This window comes from Erythrobacter sp. K21-9 (assembly GCF_055808355.1).
The window spans coordinates 707,726-724,792 of the sequence record NZ_CM147866.1; the positions used below are offsets into that span (position 1 = coordinate 707,726).

A 17,067-nucleotide genomic window follows, 5' to 3' on the forward strand; every position below is an offset into this window, starting at 1 on the left:
GCAAGGATCTGAACGAAAATCCTTTCCATTTCCTTGCAGCGACGCCGCGCAGCCCTGAAACTTGCGCTCAATTCTCACGGATTTTGCTGAGAAAACCGTTAACCTGGCTACGCAGGGTGCCAGCCTGTTGCTCAAGCTCGGTTGCGCTTGAAAGCACCTGGCTGGCGGCGGAGCCTGTCGACAGCGAAAGCTCGTGCACTTCGTCGATATGGCCCGAAACCTGCTCTGTTCCCTTGGCCGCCATGTCGATACTGCGGGCGAGATCCTGCCCCGCGACCGATTGCTGGTCGACCGCGCTCGCGATTGAGACGGCGGTCGATTCGAGCTGCTGCACCTGCTGCGCGACCGAGCGGAGGGCGGTGACGCTTTCCCCGGTAGTGCTCTGCATCGTGCTGATCTGCTCGGCCACCTGTTCGGTGGCGCGGCTGGTCTGCATCGCCAGCTCTTTCACCTCGCTGGCGACGACCGCAAAACCGCGACCTGCTTCTCCGCCGCGCGCGGCTTCGATCGACGCATTGAGTGCGAGAAGGTTGGTGCGCTGGGCGATGGTCTGGATCAATTCGACAATCTGTCCGACCTGATCTGCGGAATCCGCCAGTGCAGAGATGGTTTTGTCGGCGTCTCTTGCCGAGCTTGTGGCTGTCCGGGCCAGCTCGGTCGAGGAAGCGGCCTGACGGCTGATTTCGTTTATGGAAAGGGCAAATTCGTCGCTCGCTGCGGCCGCTGCGGTTGCACCGGCATTGGCGTCGCTCATCGCGGTCGAGACATGCTTTGTGCTCTGGCTCGCCTCATCGGCAGATTGTGCCATCATCTGCGACGTCGTTTGCAGCTGCGAGGATGCGGAGGCGACGCTGTTCGCAACCTCGCTGACGGTTTGCTCGAATTGATTTGCCAGGTCGCGGAGAACCGTTTCGCGTTCCTGTCTCGCTTCGGAATCGCGCAATTGCAGCCGCGCTTGTTCCTCAAGCTCAGCGGTGGCGCGTTCGGCCTGTTCGGTGCTGAGCTTATTCAGCTCGATGGAGGCGAGGCGCAGTTTTTCGATCTCGACTGCCATCTCGCCATATTCGTCGATCCGGTCGCGGTGCGGCACGATGACGTCGTGCTGACCCGCGGCAACGCGCTGGATGCAATCGACGATCTGCCGGGACGTGCGGACGATATCGGTCTTGATCGCTGCAAACAGGAAAACCATGAAAACCGTACCGAGGGTCACGGATACGAGCATGGCGAAGCGCAGGGTATCGGCGCGCTGCGCCGCCTGCTCGATCGCGCCCGGCTCGGCTGAGCTCAGCTCCGCTGAAATCTCGCCCAGCCCGAGAAATGCTAGGGTAGCGGTGAGAACGATCAGGGCCAGCGGCGCTCCCACCGTCAGGAGCACTTTCTGTTCCGTCGTTCGGCGCCTGTAGAAACCGGTTATCGGTCCTGCGCTGATTTCATAGCCGTGGGCATCTTCCGAAAATGCGGGATCTGCGGGAGACGAGAATACGCTCATCTCTTCGCCGAAATTCTTCATCGAGCTCATGCTGCTTGCTCCCCGTCGCGGGTGGGTCTGGCCATCTCGATCGCTGCAGACTGAGCGCTCATCAGAGCGTCGATCTCGCCGGCTGGCATCGCCTTGTAGAACAGCCAGCCCTGGATCGTGTCGCACCCGGCGCTGCGGACAAGATCGGCCTGTTCGACCGTCTCGACGCCTTCGGCGGTCACATCCATGTTGAGCGCGCGGGCCAAGGCTATGCTCGAGAGCATCATGGCGCGGCTACCTTCGTCCTGGCCCGCCTGCACCACAAGGCTGCGGTCGAGCTTGAGCTTCTCGAAGCGGAACTGGCGCAGGAACCCGATGGATGCGTAGCCGGTGCCAAAATCATCGAGCGAGATGCGCACGCCGAAGCCGCGGATCACTTCGAGGGTCCGTTCGGCGACGACCGGGTCGAGCACCAGGCAGGTTTCGGTCACCTCGAGTTCAAGTTGCTCGGGAGGAAAGCCTGTCTCTTCGAGGATTTCGCCGAGTTTGATCGGGAATTCCGGGTTTCGCAATTGTGCAGCGGAAATGTTGACCGACAGGATGATGTTGCCCCATTTCTTTGCGTCGCAAACCGCCTGGCGCAGCACCCACAGGCCGATTGGGTTGATCACACCCGATTCCTCGGCAACCGGGATGAAGACATTGGGGCCGATGGGCGTGCCATCCTTGCGATTCCAGCGGATCAAAGCCTCGACGGCCACGATCCTGGCCTCCGCGGCATCGACGAGTGGCTGGTATGCCAAAGTGAATTCACCTTGCGCGACCGCGTTCCTCAGATCGTCTTCGAGTTCGCGAACGGCTTCGCGGCGCTGATCGAAAGTATCATTGAACCAGGTGCAGCGCATTTTTCCGCCGCGCTTGGACATGTACATCGCGACATCGCTGCGGCGCAGCATCTCCGATGACGACAGGCGGATCGCAGATGTGCTGCGCGCCAGGCCGATGCTGGCCCCGACAGTGATATCGCGCTCGCCCACCTTGATCGGGGTCGCCAATTGCTCAAGCAATGAACGGCAGATCCCTTCGAGGATTGTGCCGGCCGCGTTGCCGCTCATGATTGCAGCAAACTCGTCGCCGCCGAGGCGATAACACTTTGCCTCGCCAGCACAGACGGTGGCAAGCAGTTCCGAGCATTTCTGAATGAGCTGATCGCCAACCGCGTGACCGAAGTGATCATTCACTTGCTTGAAAGCGTCAAGGTCGATCATTGCGATCGCGACATCGTCGCCGCCCGAAGACAGATGGTCGATATCGCGGTGCAAGGCCCGCCGATTAGGGAGCTGTGTAAGATTATCTACTGTCATGAGCTCTTGCAGTTCGCGGACGTTGGACATGCCGCTGCGGCTCAGGAAGAAGATGGTTGCTGCGTAGAGAAGGGCACCGGAAATGAACAGAGCGCCAGGCGACACGAATGTCAGGCTGTCGCTCGACAAGACCACCACGGAAATAAGCAGGAAGACGATCGAAAGAATGGCCAGCGGTGCGAGTATTAGCCCCGCCGGCGTCAGGCGCAAAGGTTTGACCTTGGCTGGCAATGGCATTCCCCGAATTGTGCAAACCCTGATGGCAATGCGTTGACCGCGCTGCCGTTTCTTGTTGCAAAAATCCTTAACGGCCAATGGCTAACGAACAGTAAAGCAAACGCTTGCAATGCGCAGATTCAGGCTGTTACGCGACGCTTTTTACGAGTTTGCGGCGACCAAAGTGTTTTCCGTGGGCTTACGCGTAATCTCGTAGAGGCTGGCGCGTTTGGGCGATGGCGTGAAAGCGCGCGTTTGCCCGACCACCGTTTCGCCGGCCCCCAGCATCAGGAAACCATCGTCAGCGAGGGAGCCATGCAGCCGCTCGAAAGCTCGCTCTCGCGTGGCCTGATCGAAATAGAGCAAGACATTGCGGCACAGGACCAGATCGAATTTCTGGTGAGATGGCGGCGCATCCAGAATGTTATGGTGCTGAAAACGCGACATTCCCAGCGTGTCTTCGCGAACTTGCCAGCCTTGGCTCGTCTCTTCGAAATGGCGCAGCATCTGCACTACGCTCAGTCCGCGCTGGACCTCGAATTGGCTATACACGCCGTTTCGCGCCGCATTGATCGCACGGTGCGACACATCGGTGCCGAGAAGCTCGATCGTCCAGCCTTCCCAGCGTTCACGCATGTCGGCAAACATCATCGCGATCGAATGGACTTCCTGACCGGTCGAGCACCCGGCGCACCAGACTGACAGCCTTTTCGTAGCCGATCGCCTCTCGGCGAGCGCCGGCAGGACGTCTTCGGGCAATTGGTCGAAAGTCGGCTTGTCGCGGAAAAAATAGGTCTCGTTATTGAGCAACGCCTCGACCACCTGCTGTGACAAATCGGGTCTGCCGGGCGCGCGCACTCTCTGGTCAAGCAGGCAGACAAGCTGGTCGATGTTCGAAATGCCGTGCTCGCGAAACACGCCTGAGAGCGCGGTTGCGACTCTCCACCGGCGGCTTTCGGTCAGATGCTGACCGGTGTGCGCGCGCAGAAGGTCGGCGATGATCTGATACGACGCCTGGCTCGCTTGAATATCGTTCGACGCGCGCACCCTATTTCTGGGCCGCGGCGAAATTTGCGGCCATGATGGCTTCGGCGAGGTCTTCAGGTGGAGCCACAAGGCTGGTCAAGCCGGCCTTCGCCACCGCTCCGGGCATACCCCAGACTGCGCTGGTTTCGGCATTTTGGGCGAATATCGTCCCGCCGGCTTCAATAAGCTTGCGTGCGCCTTGCAACCCGTCGCGGCCCATGCCCGACAGGATCACTGCCAGCACGCGCCCGTCGCAGGCAGTGGCAAGGCTGTCCAACATCGGGTCGACAGACGGCATGCAGCCACTGGGAGCGGGATCGCTCGAGACAGCGCAGATCAACCGATCTGAAACGCGCTTCACGATCAAGTGACCGTGGCCGGTCGCGATGGTTACCTCACCGCGCCTGATTTCGGTTCCGGCTTCGCCAATATTGGTCTTGCGCGCGCAGGCAACTTCGATCTGCCGTGCAAATACTGGCACGAATGAGCGCGGCAGATGCTGGGTAATCAGGATGGGCAGATTGAAATCGGGAGTCAGATTGCGCAGCAGGATGTTGAGCGCATGGATGCCGCCGGTCGAAGCGCCGATCGCGATAAGTTCAGGCCGTATGACTCTCAGATTTGGCCCATTGCGCTGAGTTGACTGGCCGTCCGCGTCAAAGCGTCCGTCCGATTCCGCCACCGCGCTCCCCAACGCCCGGATCTTGTCGAGCAGCTGGCTGCGATAATCCTCGTTGAACCCGCCGGGACGCGGTTTGAGCATGGTTTCCGCAGCGCCCATAGACAGCGCCGCGAGGGTATGTTCGGCCCCGTCATCGGTCAAAGAAGATACGACCAGCACTTGGGCACCGCGGCCGGTTTCCAGAATGGCGGGAAGCGCTTCGAGACCGCCCATTCCCGGCATTTCGAGATCGAGCAGGATGACATCGACCGGCGTGTCCTTGAGTTCGGCGATGGCGCGCTCAGCGCTGCTTGCCGTGGCGGAGACGACCAAGCCTTGGTCGCTTTCGACCATACGCTTGAAAATGGTGCGAACCGTCAGCGAGATCGTCGACGATCATGACGCGCACGGCGCGGGTTTGCCTGCGCTTGGGGTGGGCAGGATCGGACGGGGTGGCGCCGCTTCTTCGCAAGCCGCCGGTAGAGGGCCCGCTTGCGCTCACGCGAAGCCGACCAACTGCAATTTGATCTGCAGGGTCTCGTGATCAAAGGGTTTCATGACATATTCGTCCGCCCCGGCAGAAATGGCCTCGCGGATATGCGCGACGTCATTCTCGGTGGTGCAGAATACGACCTTGGGCTTGTCGCCGCCGGGCCGCTGGCGCAGCTGCGTGATGAATTCGATCCCGGTCATGACCGGCATGTTCCAGTCGAGAAGCACGACGTCGGGCATGTTCGCCTCACAAGCGTCGAGCCCTGTCTGACCATTTTCAGCCTCGTCCACGGAGAAACCGAGTGTCTCGAGAATATGCCTCGAAACCTTTCGTATCACTCGTGAATCATCCACGATTAGGCACGTTTTCATTCACAACCCCTGTTTTATCGTCACACAGGTAGGCCCAAGCGGTAACTTTTGGATTAAGCTGCGGCTGAGATATTACCGTGATCGTCCTCTGGACCGGCGATTAAGGCGGTGTGGTCGACCAGCAGAGCCGGGCCCGTGTCGGTTTCGATCATTCCGACCGCAACGCGCGACCATTTATCGCCGAAGCCGCCGCTGACCTGCTCAGGCTCGGTGATGCTGGTGGCGATGTCTTCGATCTCATCCACCATGAGCGCGTAAGAGTGCCCATCGACGGAAATGACAGCCGCGCGCCGATCGGTCGACCATCCAAGTCTCGGGAACCCGAGTGCGAGGCGCAGATCGATCACGGTAAGGGCCTGACTGCGCATCGCAGTAATCCCGAAGATATATTCCGGCGTCCGCGGGACGGGCGTAATCGCGCCGATTTCGATCATCGATTGCACACCGTGCGCCGGTAGCGCGCAGCGGCGGCCTGCAATCTGGGTCATCACCATGAGATCGTTCATGAGCGGCCTCCTGCGGCTGAACGAGCATTGCGCAGGGCATCGACCAATGCGCTCCGATCGTAGCGGTAAATGCTATCTTCGCTGGCTGGAGCGTCTGGCTCGCTGCGCAAACGGATAACGGATGAGGCTGTGTCCAGGTCTGCATCAGTGGTTGATCCGGCATCGTCCTCGAACACGATAACGACTTCGCTATCGCGGCTTTCCGGATCGCTGTCTTCGCTGGCGATTTCATAGCCGGCCGATTCGACCAGCGGGCCGAGGATCGTTGCAGCCCATTCGGTTTCTGGGATGCGGCAAAGCGGCTTGGCAAGTGTTTCCGGCGCCTCGCCATGCAGGGCGAACAAGTGGTGGCTGTCGAGGAGCGAGGCGGTCTTGCCCTCCACCAGCGCCACGGCCTCGACTGCCGGGTCGTCTTTCACCGGCTTGAGCTTGCCGACGAGTTCAACCGCGTCGTCGATTTCGCGAACCGCATGCAGCAATTCGCAATTGCCGTCGCTCAGGCGCAGCAGGCGTAGCTTTTCCGCGGGCAGGGGGCCGTCTGGCAGGCCGACCAGCGGCAGGATCACGCCATCGATCACGGCGCGGGGTTTTTCCCGGTCAGGTCGATGGCGGAGGCTGGTGCTGTCTCGATACGCTTGACCAGTTCCAGCCGCACGGCGCAGCGGCGGCCCGCAAAGTCGGTGAACAACATCGCTCGGCACGTCTCGCGCTTCTTGCTGGTCGCTGTTTCTTCTGCGGCCTGTTGCACCCGGGTCCGGGCATCCGAAACCAGACCGTAGCGGCTGGCGATATTTGTCACGTCGAGCAACAGAATTGGCTGGCCATCGTCGAGCAGGGTCGAGCCTGCATAGATTTCGCTTTTCATGATCGCGGGCGCCAGCGGCTTGACCACGAGGTCGCCGTGCGAGTGGATGCCTTCAACCGCAAGCGCGAACATATCGCCGCTGGCCAGCCGCAGCAGAACCATCGTGTGATCGCCTTCCGGCGTTTCCTCATTGTCCAATCCCAGCACGTCGGAAAGCATCAGGCATGGCGCGCGGCTGCCCCGGAATGTCACGAGCGCGGTCTCGCCCACTCGTGTGAAATCGAGCGCCTTTGAGGAGGCATGAAAGATTTCTTCGATATAGCTCTGCGGAACGGCAAAGCGCTGTCCGCCAACTTCGACTGTCAGCCCGGCGATGATGCTGAGCGTGAGCGGGATCTGGAGAGTGAAGAGCGTACCGCTGCCCGGTTGGCTGGAAACCTTGATGCTGCCGCCAACCTTTTCGAGGTTGTCGCGGACCACATCCAGCCCGACGCCACGTCCCGAAACGTTGCTGACCGCCTTGGCAGTCGAGAATCCCGGTTCGAAGATCAGCTGAAGCAGCTTTTCGCGGCTCATCTCCGCGCTTTGCTTGGCGGTGATCAGCCCGGTTTCGACGGCCTTCGCCGCGATGCGTTTTTCATCCAGACCGCTCCCGTCGTCGCTGACAACGATCGAGATCGTGTTGCCGGACTGGCGCGCCGCGATCGACAGCAGGCCGATCTCGCGCTTGCCATCCCTGAGCCGGTCGGATGGAGCCTCGATCCCGTGATCGATGGCGTTGCGAATGATGTGAGTCAGCGGATCGCGGATCATCTCGACCATTTCGCGGTCAAGCTCGACATCGCCGCCTTCCAGATCGACCATCACCTGCTTGCCCAGTTCCGCAGACAGGTCGCGCACCAGCCGGGGAAGGGCCGCAAAGAGCGTCTCGATCCGCTGCATCCGCATGCGTGTTATCGCATCGCGGACATCGGAGAGGATCGTGGTGAGGCGCTCGAACGGTCCGTCGATCTTGGGCTGGTTGCCTGCCTGGCGAAGCCGGTGACCAAGATCGTTGCGAGCGAGCACCATGTCGGACACGCCGCTCATTACCCGGTCGAGAAGTTCGACCGGGAGCCGGATGCTGCGCTGGACGGACGCATTGTGCTGGGGCTTTTTCGTGGGAGCGGTGTCGTCTTCAGAACTTGTTGCGGCGTCTTCGTCGGGGGATGCGTTCTCCGCTTCGGTCAGACCTTCGAAAGTGAGGTCATCTGCCTCGCCATCATCGTTCAGCGCCGCGATCAGCGCTTCATCGCCTCCTTCGGGAAAGTCCTCGCCTGCCTCGATTGCGTTGACCATCGCCGAGATCCGGTCGACGATAGCCAGCACCGCCGTCACCAGAGCGCTATCGGGCTTACGCCGTCCTGCGCGGCAATCGGCCAAAGCGTCCTCTGCCGCATGGCTCAGATCCGCTAACCGAGGAAAATCGAAGAAGCCGCAATTGCCCTTCACTGTGTGGACAAAGCGAAAGATCGTATCGAGACGAGCGCCATCTGCCGGGTCTGCTTCCCAGGCGACGATTTCGCCTTCGCTGGCTTCCAGCATTTCCCGTGTCTCGGCGACAAAATCCGTCAGCAGGTCATCCATGCCCTACGCGTCCCTGTGTTATTCAGACGCTGCTATGGAGGACGATGGTTAACGAAGGGCTACTTCTGGCGCCCCGATGCGCGGACCTTCAATACGTAGTAAATCAGACCCGCACCGCTGACCGCGCCAAATAGGTTGGCGGCGAGTTCGGCGGTGTAAATCGCCTCGCTGCCCCAGTCGTCCTGAAGCAGCAGAGCCACCGGCAACATTACGAGAAATACGCGCGCAACCGATTGCAACAAGGCGTATTTCGCCTGGTCGATTGCATTGAGGATGCCGTTGGCCACGATCAGCAGTCCAAATCCCGCATATCCCCATGCCGCAATCTCGAGGTAGAGCGCGAACTCCCTGATCACAGCTTCGTCATCGGTGAATATCTGCGCGAACCATTCGCCCGCAGCAAAGAGGATTACCGCAGTGGAGAGGCCCCAGACGACGCAGAACCCTGCTGCGTAGAGAGCGGCTTGCCGCGCCCGCTCGTATTCGCGCGCGCCCCAATTCTGACCGACAATCGATCCAATCGCTCCGGACAGCGCGAGCAGCGGCACGGTGGCAAAACTCTGCAATCGCCCCGCCGCGCCAAATCCCGCCACTGCGTCTTGACCGGCGCTCGCGATGAGAGCGGTCAGGATCGACAATCCGATCGGGTTGATCGCGTTGGAGAATGCCGCTGGGCCTGCAACCTTTACGATGGCCTTCGCCGGGTCAATCAGGCTGCATTTCCTGAGCAACGACAAATCGAGCGGGATGGGAGCGCTGCGCATCAGAAACATAGCCATGACCGCGCCGCGCGCCCAACCGATGATCGTTGCATAGGCCGCGCCGATAATCCCGAACCCTCCGAAACCGAATGCGCCCGTGATCAGCAGCGGATCGAGAATCCAGTTGGCTGCGGCATAAGTGATGGAAACGTAACTGGTCTTGCGCGCCTCGCCTTGTCCGCGCAGCACTCCGTTGAACCCCATGATCGCCAGGATCAGCGGGAAGCCGAGCGAGAACGGCTGCATGTAGGTGCGGATCAGCGGAAGCAGGTTCTCCGGTGCATTCATCAGCCTGAACAGCGGATCGAGCAGAGCGAACAGGGCGAGCCCCATGACGAGCCCGCACCCTACTGCAAACACCACCCCGAAATTGGCGCGCCGCGCCGCCTTCTCGTCATCGCCTTCGCCAAGTGCACGCGAGACGACCGAATTGATCCCGACCATAACCCCGACGCCGAGCGATGTCAGCGCAACGGAGATCGGGAAGATGAAGGAGATCGCAGCCAGCGCATCGCTGCCCAGCTTGCCGATGAAGTAGGCATCGACAAGGCCGATCGACATTATCGCTGCCACGCCGATGATCGCGGGCAGCGTCTGACCGACCAGATGTCCGGGTATGCCGCCGCGCACCAGTTTGGCCGATGAATTTGCAGGTGCAGTGGCGGCGTCGCTCATTGCCGATCCGCCTAGACGCGATGCAGCGCCATCGTAAAGCGAGATCCTTGTGCGCTGCCCCATGCCCGTGCGATAATGCCGCAAACGCGACATGAGGAAAGGAAGCCCGCACCATGGCAACACAGCTCAAACCGAACATCGAATGCAGCAAGGAAGAATGGCAAGCGCGGCTCGACCTGGCGGCGTGCTACCGGATTTTCGACCATCTCGGCTGGTCGGAATCGATCTACAACCACATTTCGCTGAAAGTGCCGGGGGAGAAGGACACGTTCCTCATTAACCCGTTCGGCCTGCTTTATGACGAAGTAACCGCCTCGAACCTCGTCAAAATCGATGTCGAGGGCAACAATGTCGGCGGATCACCTTACATGGTGAACAAGGCGGGCTTCACGCAGCGCGCGTATTTCCACAAGCATCTGGGAGAGCGCGCGGATGCGATCTGCCATGTGCACACCACCGCGACCATGGCGGTATGCAGCCACGAAGACGGCCTGCTGCCGACCAATTTCTACGCCTGTAATTTCCAGAACCAGATCGGCTATCACGATTTCGAAGGCGTCACCGTTCGCGCTGAAGAGGGCGAGCGGCTGGTCGAGAATCTTGGCGACAATTCGATCCTGATGCTGCGCAATCATGGCCCCGTGGTGATGGACAAGAGCATCCAGGGGATGTTCGTAAAGATGTGGGCGCTGCAACGCGCGTGCGAAATTCAGGTCGCGACGGTCGGCATGGGCAAGCCCAATGTCGTCCCACAGGAAGTCGTGAATGTGCACCAGCGCGATATCTCGGTGATGAGCAGCCAAGGCGGCGCAGGCGTGTTCGACTTCGAGGCATGGAAACGCCGGGTCGACAAGATCGACGATAGCTGGCGCAGCTGAGGCCTTTCGATAATCCGACTGACACCATAGCCTGATTGGGATGCTCCGATGCCGCGCATGACGGTCAATGACCGGCCGGTCGAATTCGACCTCGATCCCGACATGCCGCTGCTTTACGCGCTGCGCGAGGCGGCTAATTTGACGGGCACGAAAAGCTGCGGCGGCGGCGATTGCGTTGGTGCCTGTATGGTTCTGGTCGATGGCACGGCGCTGCGGTCGTGCCGGATCACGATAGCCGAGGCCGAGGGACGCTTCATCACCACGATCGAAGGGCTGTCACGCGATCGCTCGCACCCGGTGCAGCAGGCGATGGTGGCCGAACAGGGAATCCAGTGCGGCTATTGTACGCCCGGTATCGTCATTGCGGCAGCGGCGCTGCTGGATCGCAATGCCTCGCCCAGCAAGGCCGAGATCGAAGCGGCTATCACCAATATGTGCCGCTGCGGGGTTTATCCGCGACTGGTGGAAGCCATCCAGCGCGCCGGGCGCGTGACCCGGCGCGGAGAAAGCATCAGTGCGGTGCCAGCACCCGGCATCAGCGCCGCCGATGCCGCTGCGACCGTCCCCGCACTGAGATCGGCGCCCGATCTTGAGGACGGCTCCTAGAACCTGCCCGTCAGTGCAAAGCGCGCATTGAGCGGCGCGCCCACCGTTGCCTGGTGCGTCGCGTGCGAATTGGGGAAGTACAGCGTGTCGGTCACGTTCTCGACATTCACTTGCAAGCGCAAGTTGTCGCTGACATCAAAGAATGCCGCCGCATCGATCCGGGTGTAGGCGGGCAGCACAGCGGTGTTGCTGTTGTTGATGAAGCTTTCGTCCTGATGCGTTAGCCCGAGGCCGATTCCGATCCGGTCGGTCAGCTCGACATTGTTCCAGATCGAGAACATGTTTTCCGGCAGCTCGCGCGGGCGCAGGCCGGTCGGGCCAAGCCGGTCCACCTGTTCGCCATCGAGAAAGCTGTAGCCTGCCGAAACCGACCAGCCGGGCATCACCTCGCCCTGCAATTGCAATTCGAATCCCTGGATTTCGGAATCGATCACATCGAGCGTCTCGGGATCGTTGTCATTGGGCTGCGGTGAGCTTTGCTCGATCTCGAAAATCGCCGCGGTCAGACTGAGCCCTTCCATGAAGTCCCACTTCAGACCCGCTTCGAGATTGGTGAATGTGTCGGGCGCAAGCGCATCGTTGTTGCCGTTGATGTTGGCAAACTGCTCGCCCGAGCGCGGAAGGAAGCTTTCCGAATAGCTGGCATAGATGGAGATGTTCTCCATCGGCTTGATTATGAGGCCGCCGCGAGGGGAAAACTCTTCATCCTTGCGGCTGCGCAGCTCGTTAGCGGGTACGTTGAAGACTTCAATATCGAAGCTGTCGAACCGCCCACCGACAACGATATTGAGCCAGTCGGTCAGCTCGATCTCATCCTGGATGTAGAGCGAGATCACATCGATTTCGACCTGCGTGAAATCGTTGAGGTCGGTGGTGAAGCTGTTGGTCGTCGGTTGGCCAAGCGCGTTTACGCCGACACCGCCGCGCAGGTTCAGCGGGCGCTGGATCGTGAAATCCTCGTTGTCGTCGAGCGTCGTGCTCCAGAACGAGTTGAACCGGTCCTGATCGGACGAAGTGCTGATATACTCGCCGCCGAACAACAGCGAGTGGCTGACGCTGCCGGTCTCGAACGCTCCGATGAGGTTGCCGGACAGGATAAGGTTTTCGCGCTGGGTGGTGTCGATATAACCATCGAGCGTCACGACATCGGGCGAGTTTGCCTGGTCGTAGCCCGATGCGTAATGGTTCGCGTAGACCTTGTCGTAATCGCCGTAGAACGCGCTGAAGACGCCCTTGAGGTTCTCGGAAAACTCGTGCTGGAGGTTCGCGCGCAGCAGGTGCGCTTCAAGCGTGGTGTAGTTCTGCTCGGGATCGCCGAACACGATATCCTCGAATGCCTCGACCGGGCGGCCATCGCTGCCGGTGACGATACCGCGATCGATAAAGCGTTCGTGATCGGCATACTCGTAAGACAGGTCGAGCAGCGTGTCTGCGCCAAGCTCGAAGCGGACGGTCGGGTTGAAGCCGATCCGCTCGCCGTCGTAGAAATCGCGGTGATTGCCCAGGCTTTCATAGGCCGCATTCACCCGGACCGCGACTGCATCTGCCGCTTCAAGGTTGATATCGCCCTGAATGCTGAATTCACCGAACGTATCGAGCGCGAGTTGCGCGCCGCCGAAGGTGTCGCCGATCACGCCTTTCTTCGTCACGCGGTTGACGATCCCGCCCGTACCGCCGCGCCCGAACAGCAGCGCATTGGGGCCGCGCAGAATTTCAACCTGCTCGAGGTTGTAGAGGCCGCGGTAATATTGGACGTCGTCGCGCATGCCATCGATAAAGAAATCGGCGGTCGAACGCGCGCCGCGAAACACTATGGAATCGCGGTGGCCTTCGCCTTGTGAATTGTTCACGCCGGGAGTGTAATCAATGATCTGGCCGATGCTGGTGAAGCCGCGCTCGAGGATTTCCTCCTGCGTGGTGATCGTCACCGATTGCGGCACGTCGAGGATCGGGGTGGGGGTCTTCACCGCATTGATCAGATCGGAATAGAGCACGTCGCCGCGCACTTCTATATTGCGATCCCCGTAATCGACCGCCTCGGCACTTTCAGCCGTGTCGACAGGATTTGTCGCCGCCGCCGGAATAGCTAGGCTCGCGCAGCCGATCAGAAGTGCTGCCCGTGAAATTCGGAGAATCATTACGTCCCTTTCCGTCTCTGGAAAACTCGCTATTGCAACTTACTCGCAACTGCAAGTTCGAATTTGAGAAAAGTTCGCAATAAGGGATTGGGCGGCTGGACTGTGGCAATCGCGCCGCATGCGGGTTAGGCGATAGACGTAAATTTCGGCGGAGAATCGGTCATGAAAGCAACAATCTGGCACAACCCCAAATGCGGCACCTCGCGCAAGACGCTGGCGATCCTTGAAGAGGAGCCGGGCGTGGATGTGACCGTGGTCGAATATCTGAAGAACCCGCCGACCCGCGAAAAGCTGGCGCAGCTCTATGCCGATGCCGGGATCACCCCGCAGGAAGGCCTGCGCATCCGGGGGACCGATGCAAAAGACCGCGGGCTTCCCGAAGCGGACGCTGACACCGTGCTCGATGCGATGGCGGCGGAGCCTATCCTGATTGAACGTCCCCTCGTCGAGACCGAGAAAGGCGCAGCGCTGTGCCGGCCTCAGGACAAGGTGCGCGGCCTGCTCTAGGCCTTGTCGCGCGTCAGCACGCTGTCCGCTTGCAAGGTCGCCCAGCCGACCAGAGCCACGGCAAGGCACAGCGCGATGATCAGTCCAAAGCCCAGCCAGTCGCTCATATTGTAAAGCCATACGCCAAGCGCAGGAGCGTAAATGAAGCTTGCGCCGGCGACCGAGGCCACGATTCCCGAGGCCTGGCCTTGCTCTGCGCGTGTGACGGCCAGAGATGTCCCGTACCGTCGTTCCCGGGCGGAACAATCCAAAGCCCAGTGAGGCAATCGCATAGCCCAGCGCGATCGTATGCAGGTCGCCTGCCGCACCGAGCAGCGCGACGCCAAACGCCGCCACAAGGATTCCCGACAGGGTCGCCGCGCGCGGCCCCAGATCGAAACGCGGTATGAGCCCCCATTGGGCGAGCAAGGTTGCGATTGCTCCGCTCATCAGGACAAGACCGACCGGCCCTGCACCCTCTGCCGGAGTGTCGCGCAGCCCCAACCGGTCGAGCACGAGAAAGCCCGAAATTCCCAGCACCATCGCCTGTGCGTGCCCTCCGATCAGCCCAGCCATTACCCACGGTCGCAATCTCGGCTCGAACCAGCGCAGGCGTTTCACCGGCACGCCGGGAAGCGCTGCCCCATCGCCGACACCATCTTCGTCGTCCTCGTCATCGTGGTGATGATCATGCGGCGCTCCGCCGGAACCGTTCGCATACGGAGCGTCATAAGCCCTGCCGCGCGCTGCAAATTGTGGCTCGTCATTCGGTAGCCGCAGGCGCAAGAGCACGAGGGCTGCAAGGCCGAAGAGCGCAAAGCAGATGAACGGTCCGGTCAGCCCGAGGCCCATGAATGGCAACACCATCAGCGGCGCCAGGGCGGGCCCGATCACGGTGCCGAGGCCAAAGCTGGATGCGATCAGCGAAAGCGCCTGGGTGCGCTCGGCGCGGGGAGTGCGCGCGGCGACATAGGCCTGCACTGCGGGAGGGCGGCGCTGCCGAACCCGCCGTAAAGGCTGCGCGCCGCAGCGAATGCGATCAGCGCCCAGAATGCCGTGATCCAGCCCGACAGGCCCGCCCACAGCACCAGCCCGCACAGCGCCATCGACACGATGAAGCCTATGAGGCCTAGCGCCATCATCGCCTTGCGTCCGCGCTGGTCCGAGCGGTCAGCCCATATCGGCGCGCATACAACCCACAGCAGCGCAGACCAGCTATAGGCGAGGCTGATCCAGACATCGTCGACTTCTAGCGCCGTTCCGATCGAGGGCATCACCGACTGCATCGCCGTGTTACCGGCAGCCGTGACCAGCATTACCGTAAACAGCAGCGCCATGCGTCCGCGCGAAATCGGGCGCGAGGCCGTGACAGGTGCGGTTGGATCGATATCGGCCATGGAGAGGCTTGGCTAAGGCAGCCGCAGGGCACTTGCAAACAGATATGCAACCTGCGAACCGGAGAGCGCAATGCCAATTGATGACCCGGCTCTGACGGGCAATAGAGGATTATGACCGGAAACAACGTAGCTATCGCGAAACGCGGCGGATTGCGGGCGCGCTGGCGCGATTACGCAGCTCAGTGCTCGGTATTCTTTCGCGGTTTTCTCGAGCATCCGCGCATGGTCGGATCGATCATACCTTCGTCGCGATTCACGGTGAAGCGGATGCTGGAGCCGGTCGATTGGGGAAAATGCGAAGTCTTCGTGGAATACGGTCCCGGAATCGGCACGTTCTGCCGCCCGGTTCTCGAGAAGCTGCGCGGCGATGCTGCGCTTGTGGTGATCGACACCAACCCGATCTACATCGACTATCTGACCCGCTCGATCCGCGACAAGCGATTTCATGCCGTGCACGGCTCTGCTGAAAATGTAGAGCAGATCCTTGCCGAACTTGGCCTCGAAAACGCTGACTACGTACTGTCTGGACTACCATTTTCGACCCTGCCGGTCGGCGCCGCCCCTGCCATTGCAAAGGCAACGCATAGCGTCCTGAAGCCCGGAGGCGGCTTTCTCGCCTATCAGTTCACTTCTGCGGTCCGGGACGAGTCCGAGCCGCTGTTTGAACGCATCGATGCCGGGTTCGAATGGCTCAATATCCTGCCGTGCAAACTCTATTGGGCGTGGAAGGCGCGCAGCCCCAATTCTGACGCTTAGAGCTGGCCCCCGAAGCTGATCTAATCGAAAGTCGAGGCAATATCGCTGTCGCTCGGGCCTGCAAGCTGGCCATGCATCGCAACCGCCAGGCCCGATACGACCATGCCGACTATCATCCCGAGCACGCCATTGGTCAGGCCCAGGATCAGCATGGCAACCACGCTGTTACCCGCCAGTGCCGCGATCAATCCGAAGATCGAGGTCAGCAACAGGGCGACGACCATGTAAGCGCCAAACAGGACGCCCCAGAACAGGATGATCGACCACTGCTTTGGACCCGTCAGACGGAAGCTGCGGGACACGGCCTTGAGCGGATTGAGCGTCTTTTCCAGCACGAGCACCGGCATGCTCATCGACATCCGAGCGAGGAGATAGATGACGATGGCAAAAACCAGGAATATTGCGATTACCACGAGCGCGGACAGGCCCGACAGATTGGCGATGATGCCGATGGGAACGGTAATGATCAACGCCGCCAGCAGGTAGCCTACGACGAAAATGGCAAATACGCCGAATGTGCTCGGCACGATCTTGAGGCCTGCTGCGATCGCTTCGCCAACAGTCGGGCGGGCGCTGCCCATCAACGCGATCATCGCGCCATATCCGGCAAACTGGAAAATCATCGAGACGAGCCCAATTCCGATAAGCGGGCCGAGCATGTCCTGTATCTTCGCCGCCATAACTTCCGGATCGGCGCCCGGATCCATCAGCAATTGCAGGTCGGGAATCAGCAGATAGGCGGCCACCGTCGGCAGCAGCAGGAAAATACCCGCAATCACTGCAAGCAGCTGGAAATTGTCACGCACGAGTTCCATCGCGCGAGTCCAGGTGGTGCTCATG

The 17,067-nt window shown here is 60.7% G+C and carries 15 protein-coding genes and 1 pseudogene; 4 read left to right on the forward strand and 12 right to left on the reverse strand.

Translation table 11 applies throughout. From position 1 onward, the window contains the following. Window positions 1-67: 67 nt before the first annotated feature. From AC0L39_RS03555 to AC0L39_RS03595, 9 genes are all read right to left on the reverse strand, one after another. Window positions 68-1,522: a methyl-accepting chemotaxis protein gene (locus tag AC0L39_RS03555; protein WP_473260789.1), complete on the reverse strand. Its 1,455-nt coding sequence runs from the start codon at window positions 1,520-1,522 to the stop codon at window positions 68-70. Continuing rightward, entirely contained in the window at window positions 1,519-3,063 is a 1,545-nt protein-coding gene (locus tag AC0L39_RS03560) for a putative bifunctional diguanylate cyclase/phosphodiesterase (RefSeq protein WP_473260791.1), read from the reverse strand. Before AC0L39_RS03560 ends, AC0L39_RS03555 begins: the two co-directional genes overlap by 4 nt. A 141-nt stretch (window positions 3,064-3,204) precedes the next feature. Next, the gene (locus AC0L39_RS03565; protein WP_473260793.1) at window positions 3,205-4,089 is read right to left on the reverse strand and encodes a CheR family methyltransferase; all 885 of its coding nucleotides are present in this window, start codon (window positions 4,087-4,089) and stop codon (window positions 3,205-3,207) included. 1 nt (window position 4,090) lies between these two features. Then, window positions 4,091-5,062: a chemotaxis protein CheB gene (locus tag AC0L39_RS03570; protein WP_473260795.1), complete on the reverse strand. Its 972-nt coding sequence runs from the start codon at window positions 5,060-5,062 to the stop codon at window positions 4,091-4,093. Between the two features lie 165 nt (window positions 5,063-5,227). Next, on the reverse strand, window positions 5,228-5,593 hold the full coding sequence (locus tag AC0L39_RS03575) for a response regulator (RefSeq protein WP_473260797.1): 366 nt from the start codon (window positions 5,591-5,593) through the stop codon (window positions 5,228-5,230). A gap of 53 nt (window positions 5,594-5,646) precedes the next feature. Then, window positions 5,647-6,099: a chemotaxis protein CheW gene (locus AC0L39_RS03580; RefSeq protein WP_473260799.1), complete on the reverse strand. Its 453-nt coding sequence runs from the start codon at window positions 6,097-6,099 to the stop codon at window positions 5,647-5,649. After that, window positions 6,096-6,677, reverse strand: coding sequence for a hypothetical protein (locus tag AC0L39_RS03585; protein WP_473260801.1), 582 nt, complete (start codon window positions 6,675-6,677; stop codon window positions 6,096-6,098). The genes AC0L39_RS03580 and AC0L39_RS03585 overlap by 4 nt, the downstream gene beginning before the upstream one ends. Then, complete coding sequence (locus tag AC0L39_RS03590; protein WP_473260802.1) at window positions 6,674-8,530, reverse strand: chemotaxis protein CheA; 1,857 nt, start codon at window positions 8,528-8,530, stop codon at window positions 6,674-6,676. Before AC0L39_RS03590 ends, AC0L39_RS03585 begins: the two co-directional genes overlap by 4 nt. 59 nt (window positions 8,531-8,589) lie before the next feature. Further along, on the reverse strand, window positions 8,590-9,966 hold the full coding sequence (locus AC0L39_RS03595) for an MATE family efflux transporter (protein ID WP_473260804.1): 1,377 nt from the start codon (window positions 9,964-9,966) through the stop codon (window positions 8,590-8,592). Window positions 9,967-10,079: 113 nt separating this feature from the next. On the opposite strand from AC0L39_RS03595, the gene AC0L39_RS03600 reads away from it, so the two are divergent. Both AC0L39_RS03600 and AC0L39_RS03605 read left to right on the forward strand, forming a co-directional pair. Then, window positions 10,080-10,844 (forward strand): class II aldolase/adducin family protein, encoded by a 765-nt coding sequence (locus tag AC0L39_RS03600; RefSeq protein WP_473260805.1) that lies wholly within the window; start codon window positions 10,080-10,082, stop codon window positions 10,842-10,844. A gap of 48 nt (window positions 10,845-10,892) precedes the next feature. Continuing rightward, window positions 10,893-11,450: a (2Fe-2S)-binding protein gene (locus AC0L39_RS03605; RefSeq protein WP_473260807.1), complete on the forward strand. Its 558-nt coding sequence runs from the start codon at window positions 10,893-10,895 to the stop codon at window positions 11,448-11,450. Here AC0L39_RS03605 and AC0L39_RS03610 read toward each other — a convergent pair. Continuing rightward, the gene (locus tag AC0L39_RS03610) at window positions 11,447-13,588 is read right to left on the reverse strand and encodes a TonB-dependent receptor (RefSeq protein WP_473260809.1); all 2,142 of its coding nucleotides are present in this window, start codon (window positions 13,586-13,588) and stop codon (window positions 11,447-11,449) included. The genes AC0L39_RS03605 and AC0L39_RS03610 overlap by 4 nt on opposite strands. A 162-nt stretch (window positions 13,589-13,750) precedes the next feature. On the opposite strand from AC0L39_RS03610, the gene arsC reads away from it, so the two are divergent. After that, entirely contained in the window at window positions 13,751-14,095 is a 345-nt protein-coding gene (gene arsC, locus AC0L39_RS03615; RefSeq protein WP_473260811.1) for an arsenate reductase (glutaredoxin), read from the forward strand. On the opposite strand, the pseudogene AC0L39_RS03620 reads toward arsC, so the two are convergent. Beyond that, window positions 14,092-15,471, reverse strand: a pseudogene (locus tag AC0L39_RS03620) (MFS transporter). The gene arsC and the pseudogene AC0L39_RS03620 overlap by 4 nt on opposite strands. Before the next feature lie 111 nt (window positions 15,472-15,582). On the opposite strand from AC0L39_RS03620, the gene AC0L39_RS03625 reads away from it, so the two are divergent. Next, window positions 15,583-16,227, forward strand: coding sequence for a class I SAM-dependent methyltransferase (locus AC0L39_RS03625; protein ID WP_473260812.1), 645 nt, complete (start codon window positions 15,583-15,585; stop codon window positions 16,225-16,227). Window positions 16,228-16,247: 20 nt separating this feature from the next. On the opposite strand, the gene AC0L39_RS03630 is transcribed toward AC0L39_RS03625, so the two are convergent. Then, on the reverse strand, window positions 16,248-17,066 hold the full coding sequence (locus tag AC0L39_RS03630) for a hypothetical protein (protein WP_473260813.1): 819 nt from the start codon (window positions 17,064-17,066) through the stop codon (window positions 16,248-16,250). Window position 17,067 lies beyond the last annotated feature (1 nt).

Bases quoted from the DNA above. Each gene is read 5' to 3' on its own strand.
- AC0L39_RS03625 (WP_473260812.1), top strand. From the start codon at position 15,583: ATGACCGGAAACAACGTAGCTATCGCGAAACGCGGCGGATTGCGGGCG.
- AC0L39_RS03590 (WP_473260802.1), bottom strand. From the start codon at position 8,530: ATGGATGACCTGCTGACGGATTTTGTCGCCGAGACACGGGAAATGCTG.
- AC0L39_RS03580 (WP_473260799.1), bottom strand. From the start codon at position 6,099: ATGAACGATCTCATGGTGATGACCCAGATTGCAGGCCGCCGCTGCGCG.
- arsC (WP_473260811.1), top strand. From the start codon at position 13,751: ATGAAAGCAACAATCTGGCACAACCCCAAATGCGGCACCTCGCGCAAG.
- AC0L39_RS03630 (WP_473260813.1), bottom strand. From the start codon at position 17,066: ATGAGCACCACCTGGACTCGCGCGATGGAACTCGTGCGTGACAATTTC.
- AC0L39_RS03555 (WP_473260789.1), bottom strand. From the start codon at position 1,522: ATGAGCTCGATGAAGAATTTCGGCGAAGAGATGAGCGTATTCTCGTCT.
- AC0L39_RS03600 (WP_473260805.1), top strand. From the start codon at position 10,080: ATGGCAACACAGCTCAAACCGAACATCGAATGCAGCAAGGAAGAATGG.
- AC0L39_RS03610 (WP_473260809.1), bottom strand. From the start codon at position 13,588: ATGATTCTCCGAATTTCACGGGCAGCACTTCTGATCGGCTGCGCGAGC.
- AC0L39_RS03560 (WP_473260791.1), bottom strand. From the start codon at position 3,063: ATGCCATTGCCAGCCAAGGTCAAACCTTTGCGCCTGACGCCGGCGGGG.
- AC0L39_RS03605 (WP_473260807.1), top strand. From the start codon at position 10,893: ATGCCGCGCATGACGGTCAATGACCGGCCGGTCGAATTCGACCTCGAT.
- AC0L39_RS03575 (WP_473260797.1), bottom strand. From the start codon at position 5,593: ATGAAAACGTGCCTAATCGTGGATGATTCACGAGTGATACGAAAGGTT.
- AC0L39_RS03595 (WP_473260804.1), bottom strand. From the start codon at position 9,966: ATGAGCGACGCCGCCACTGCACCTGCAAATTCATCGGCCAAACTGGTG.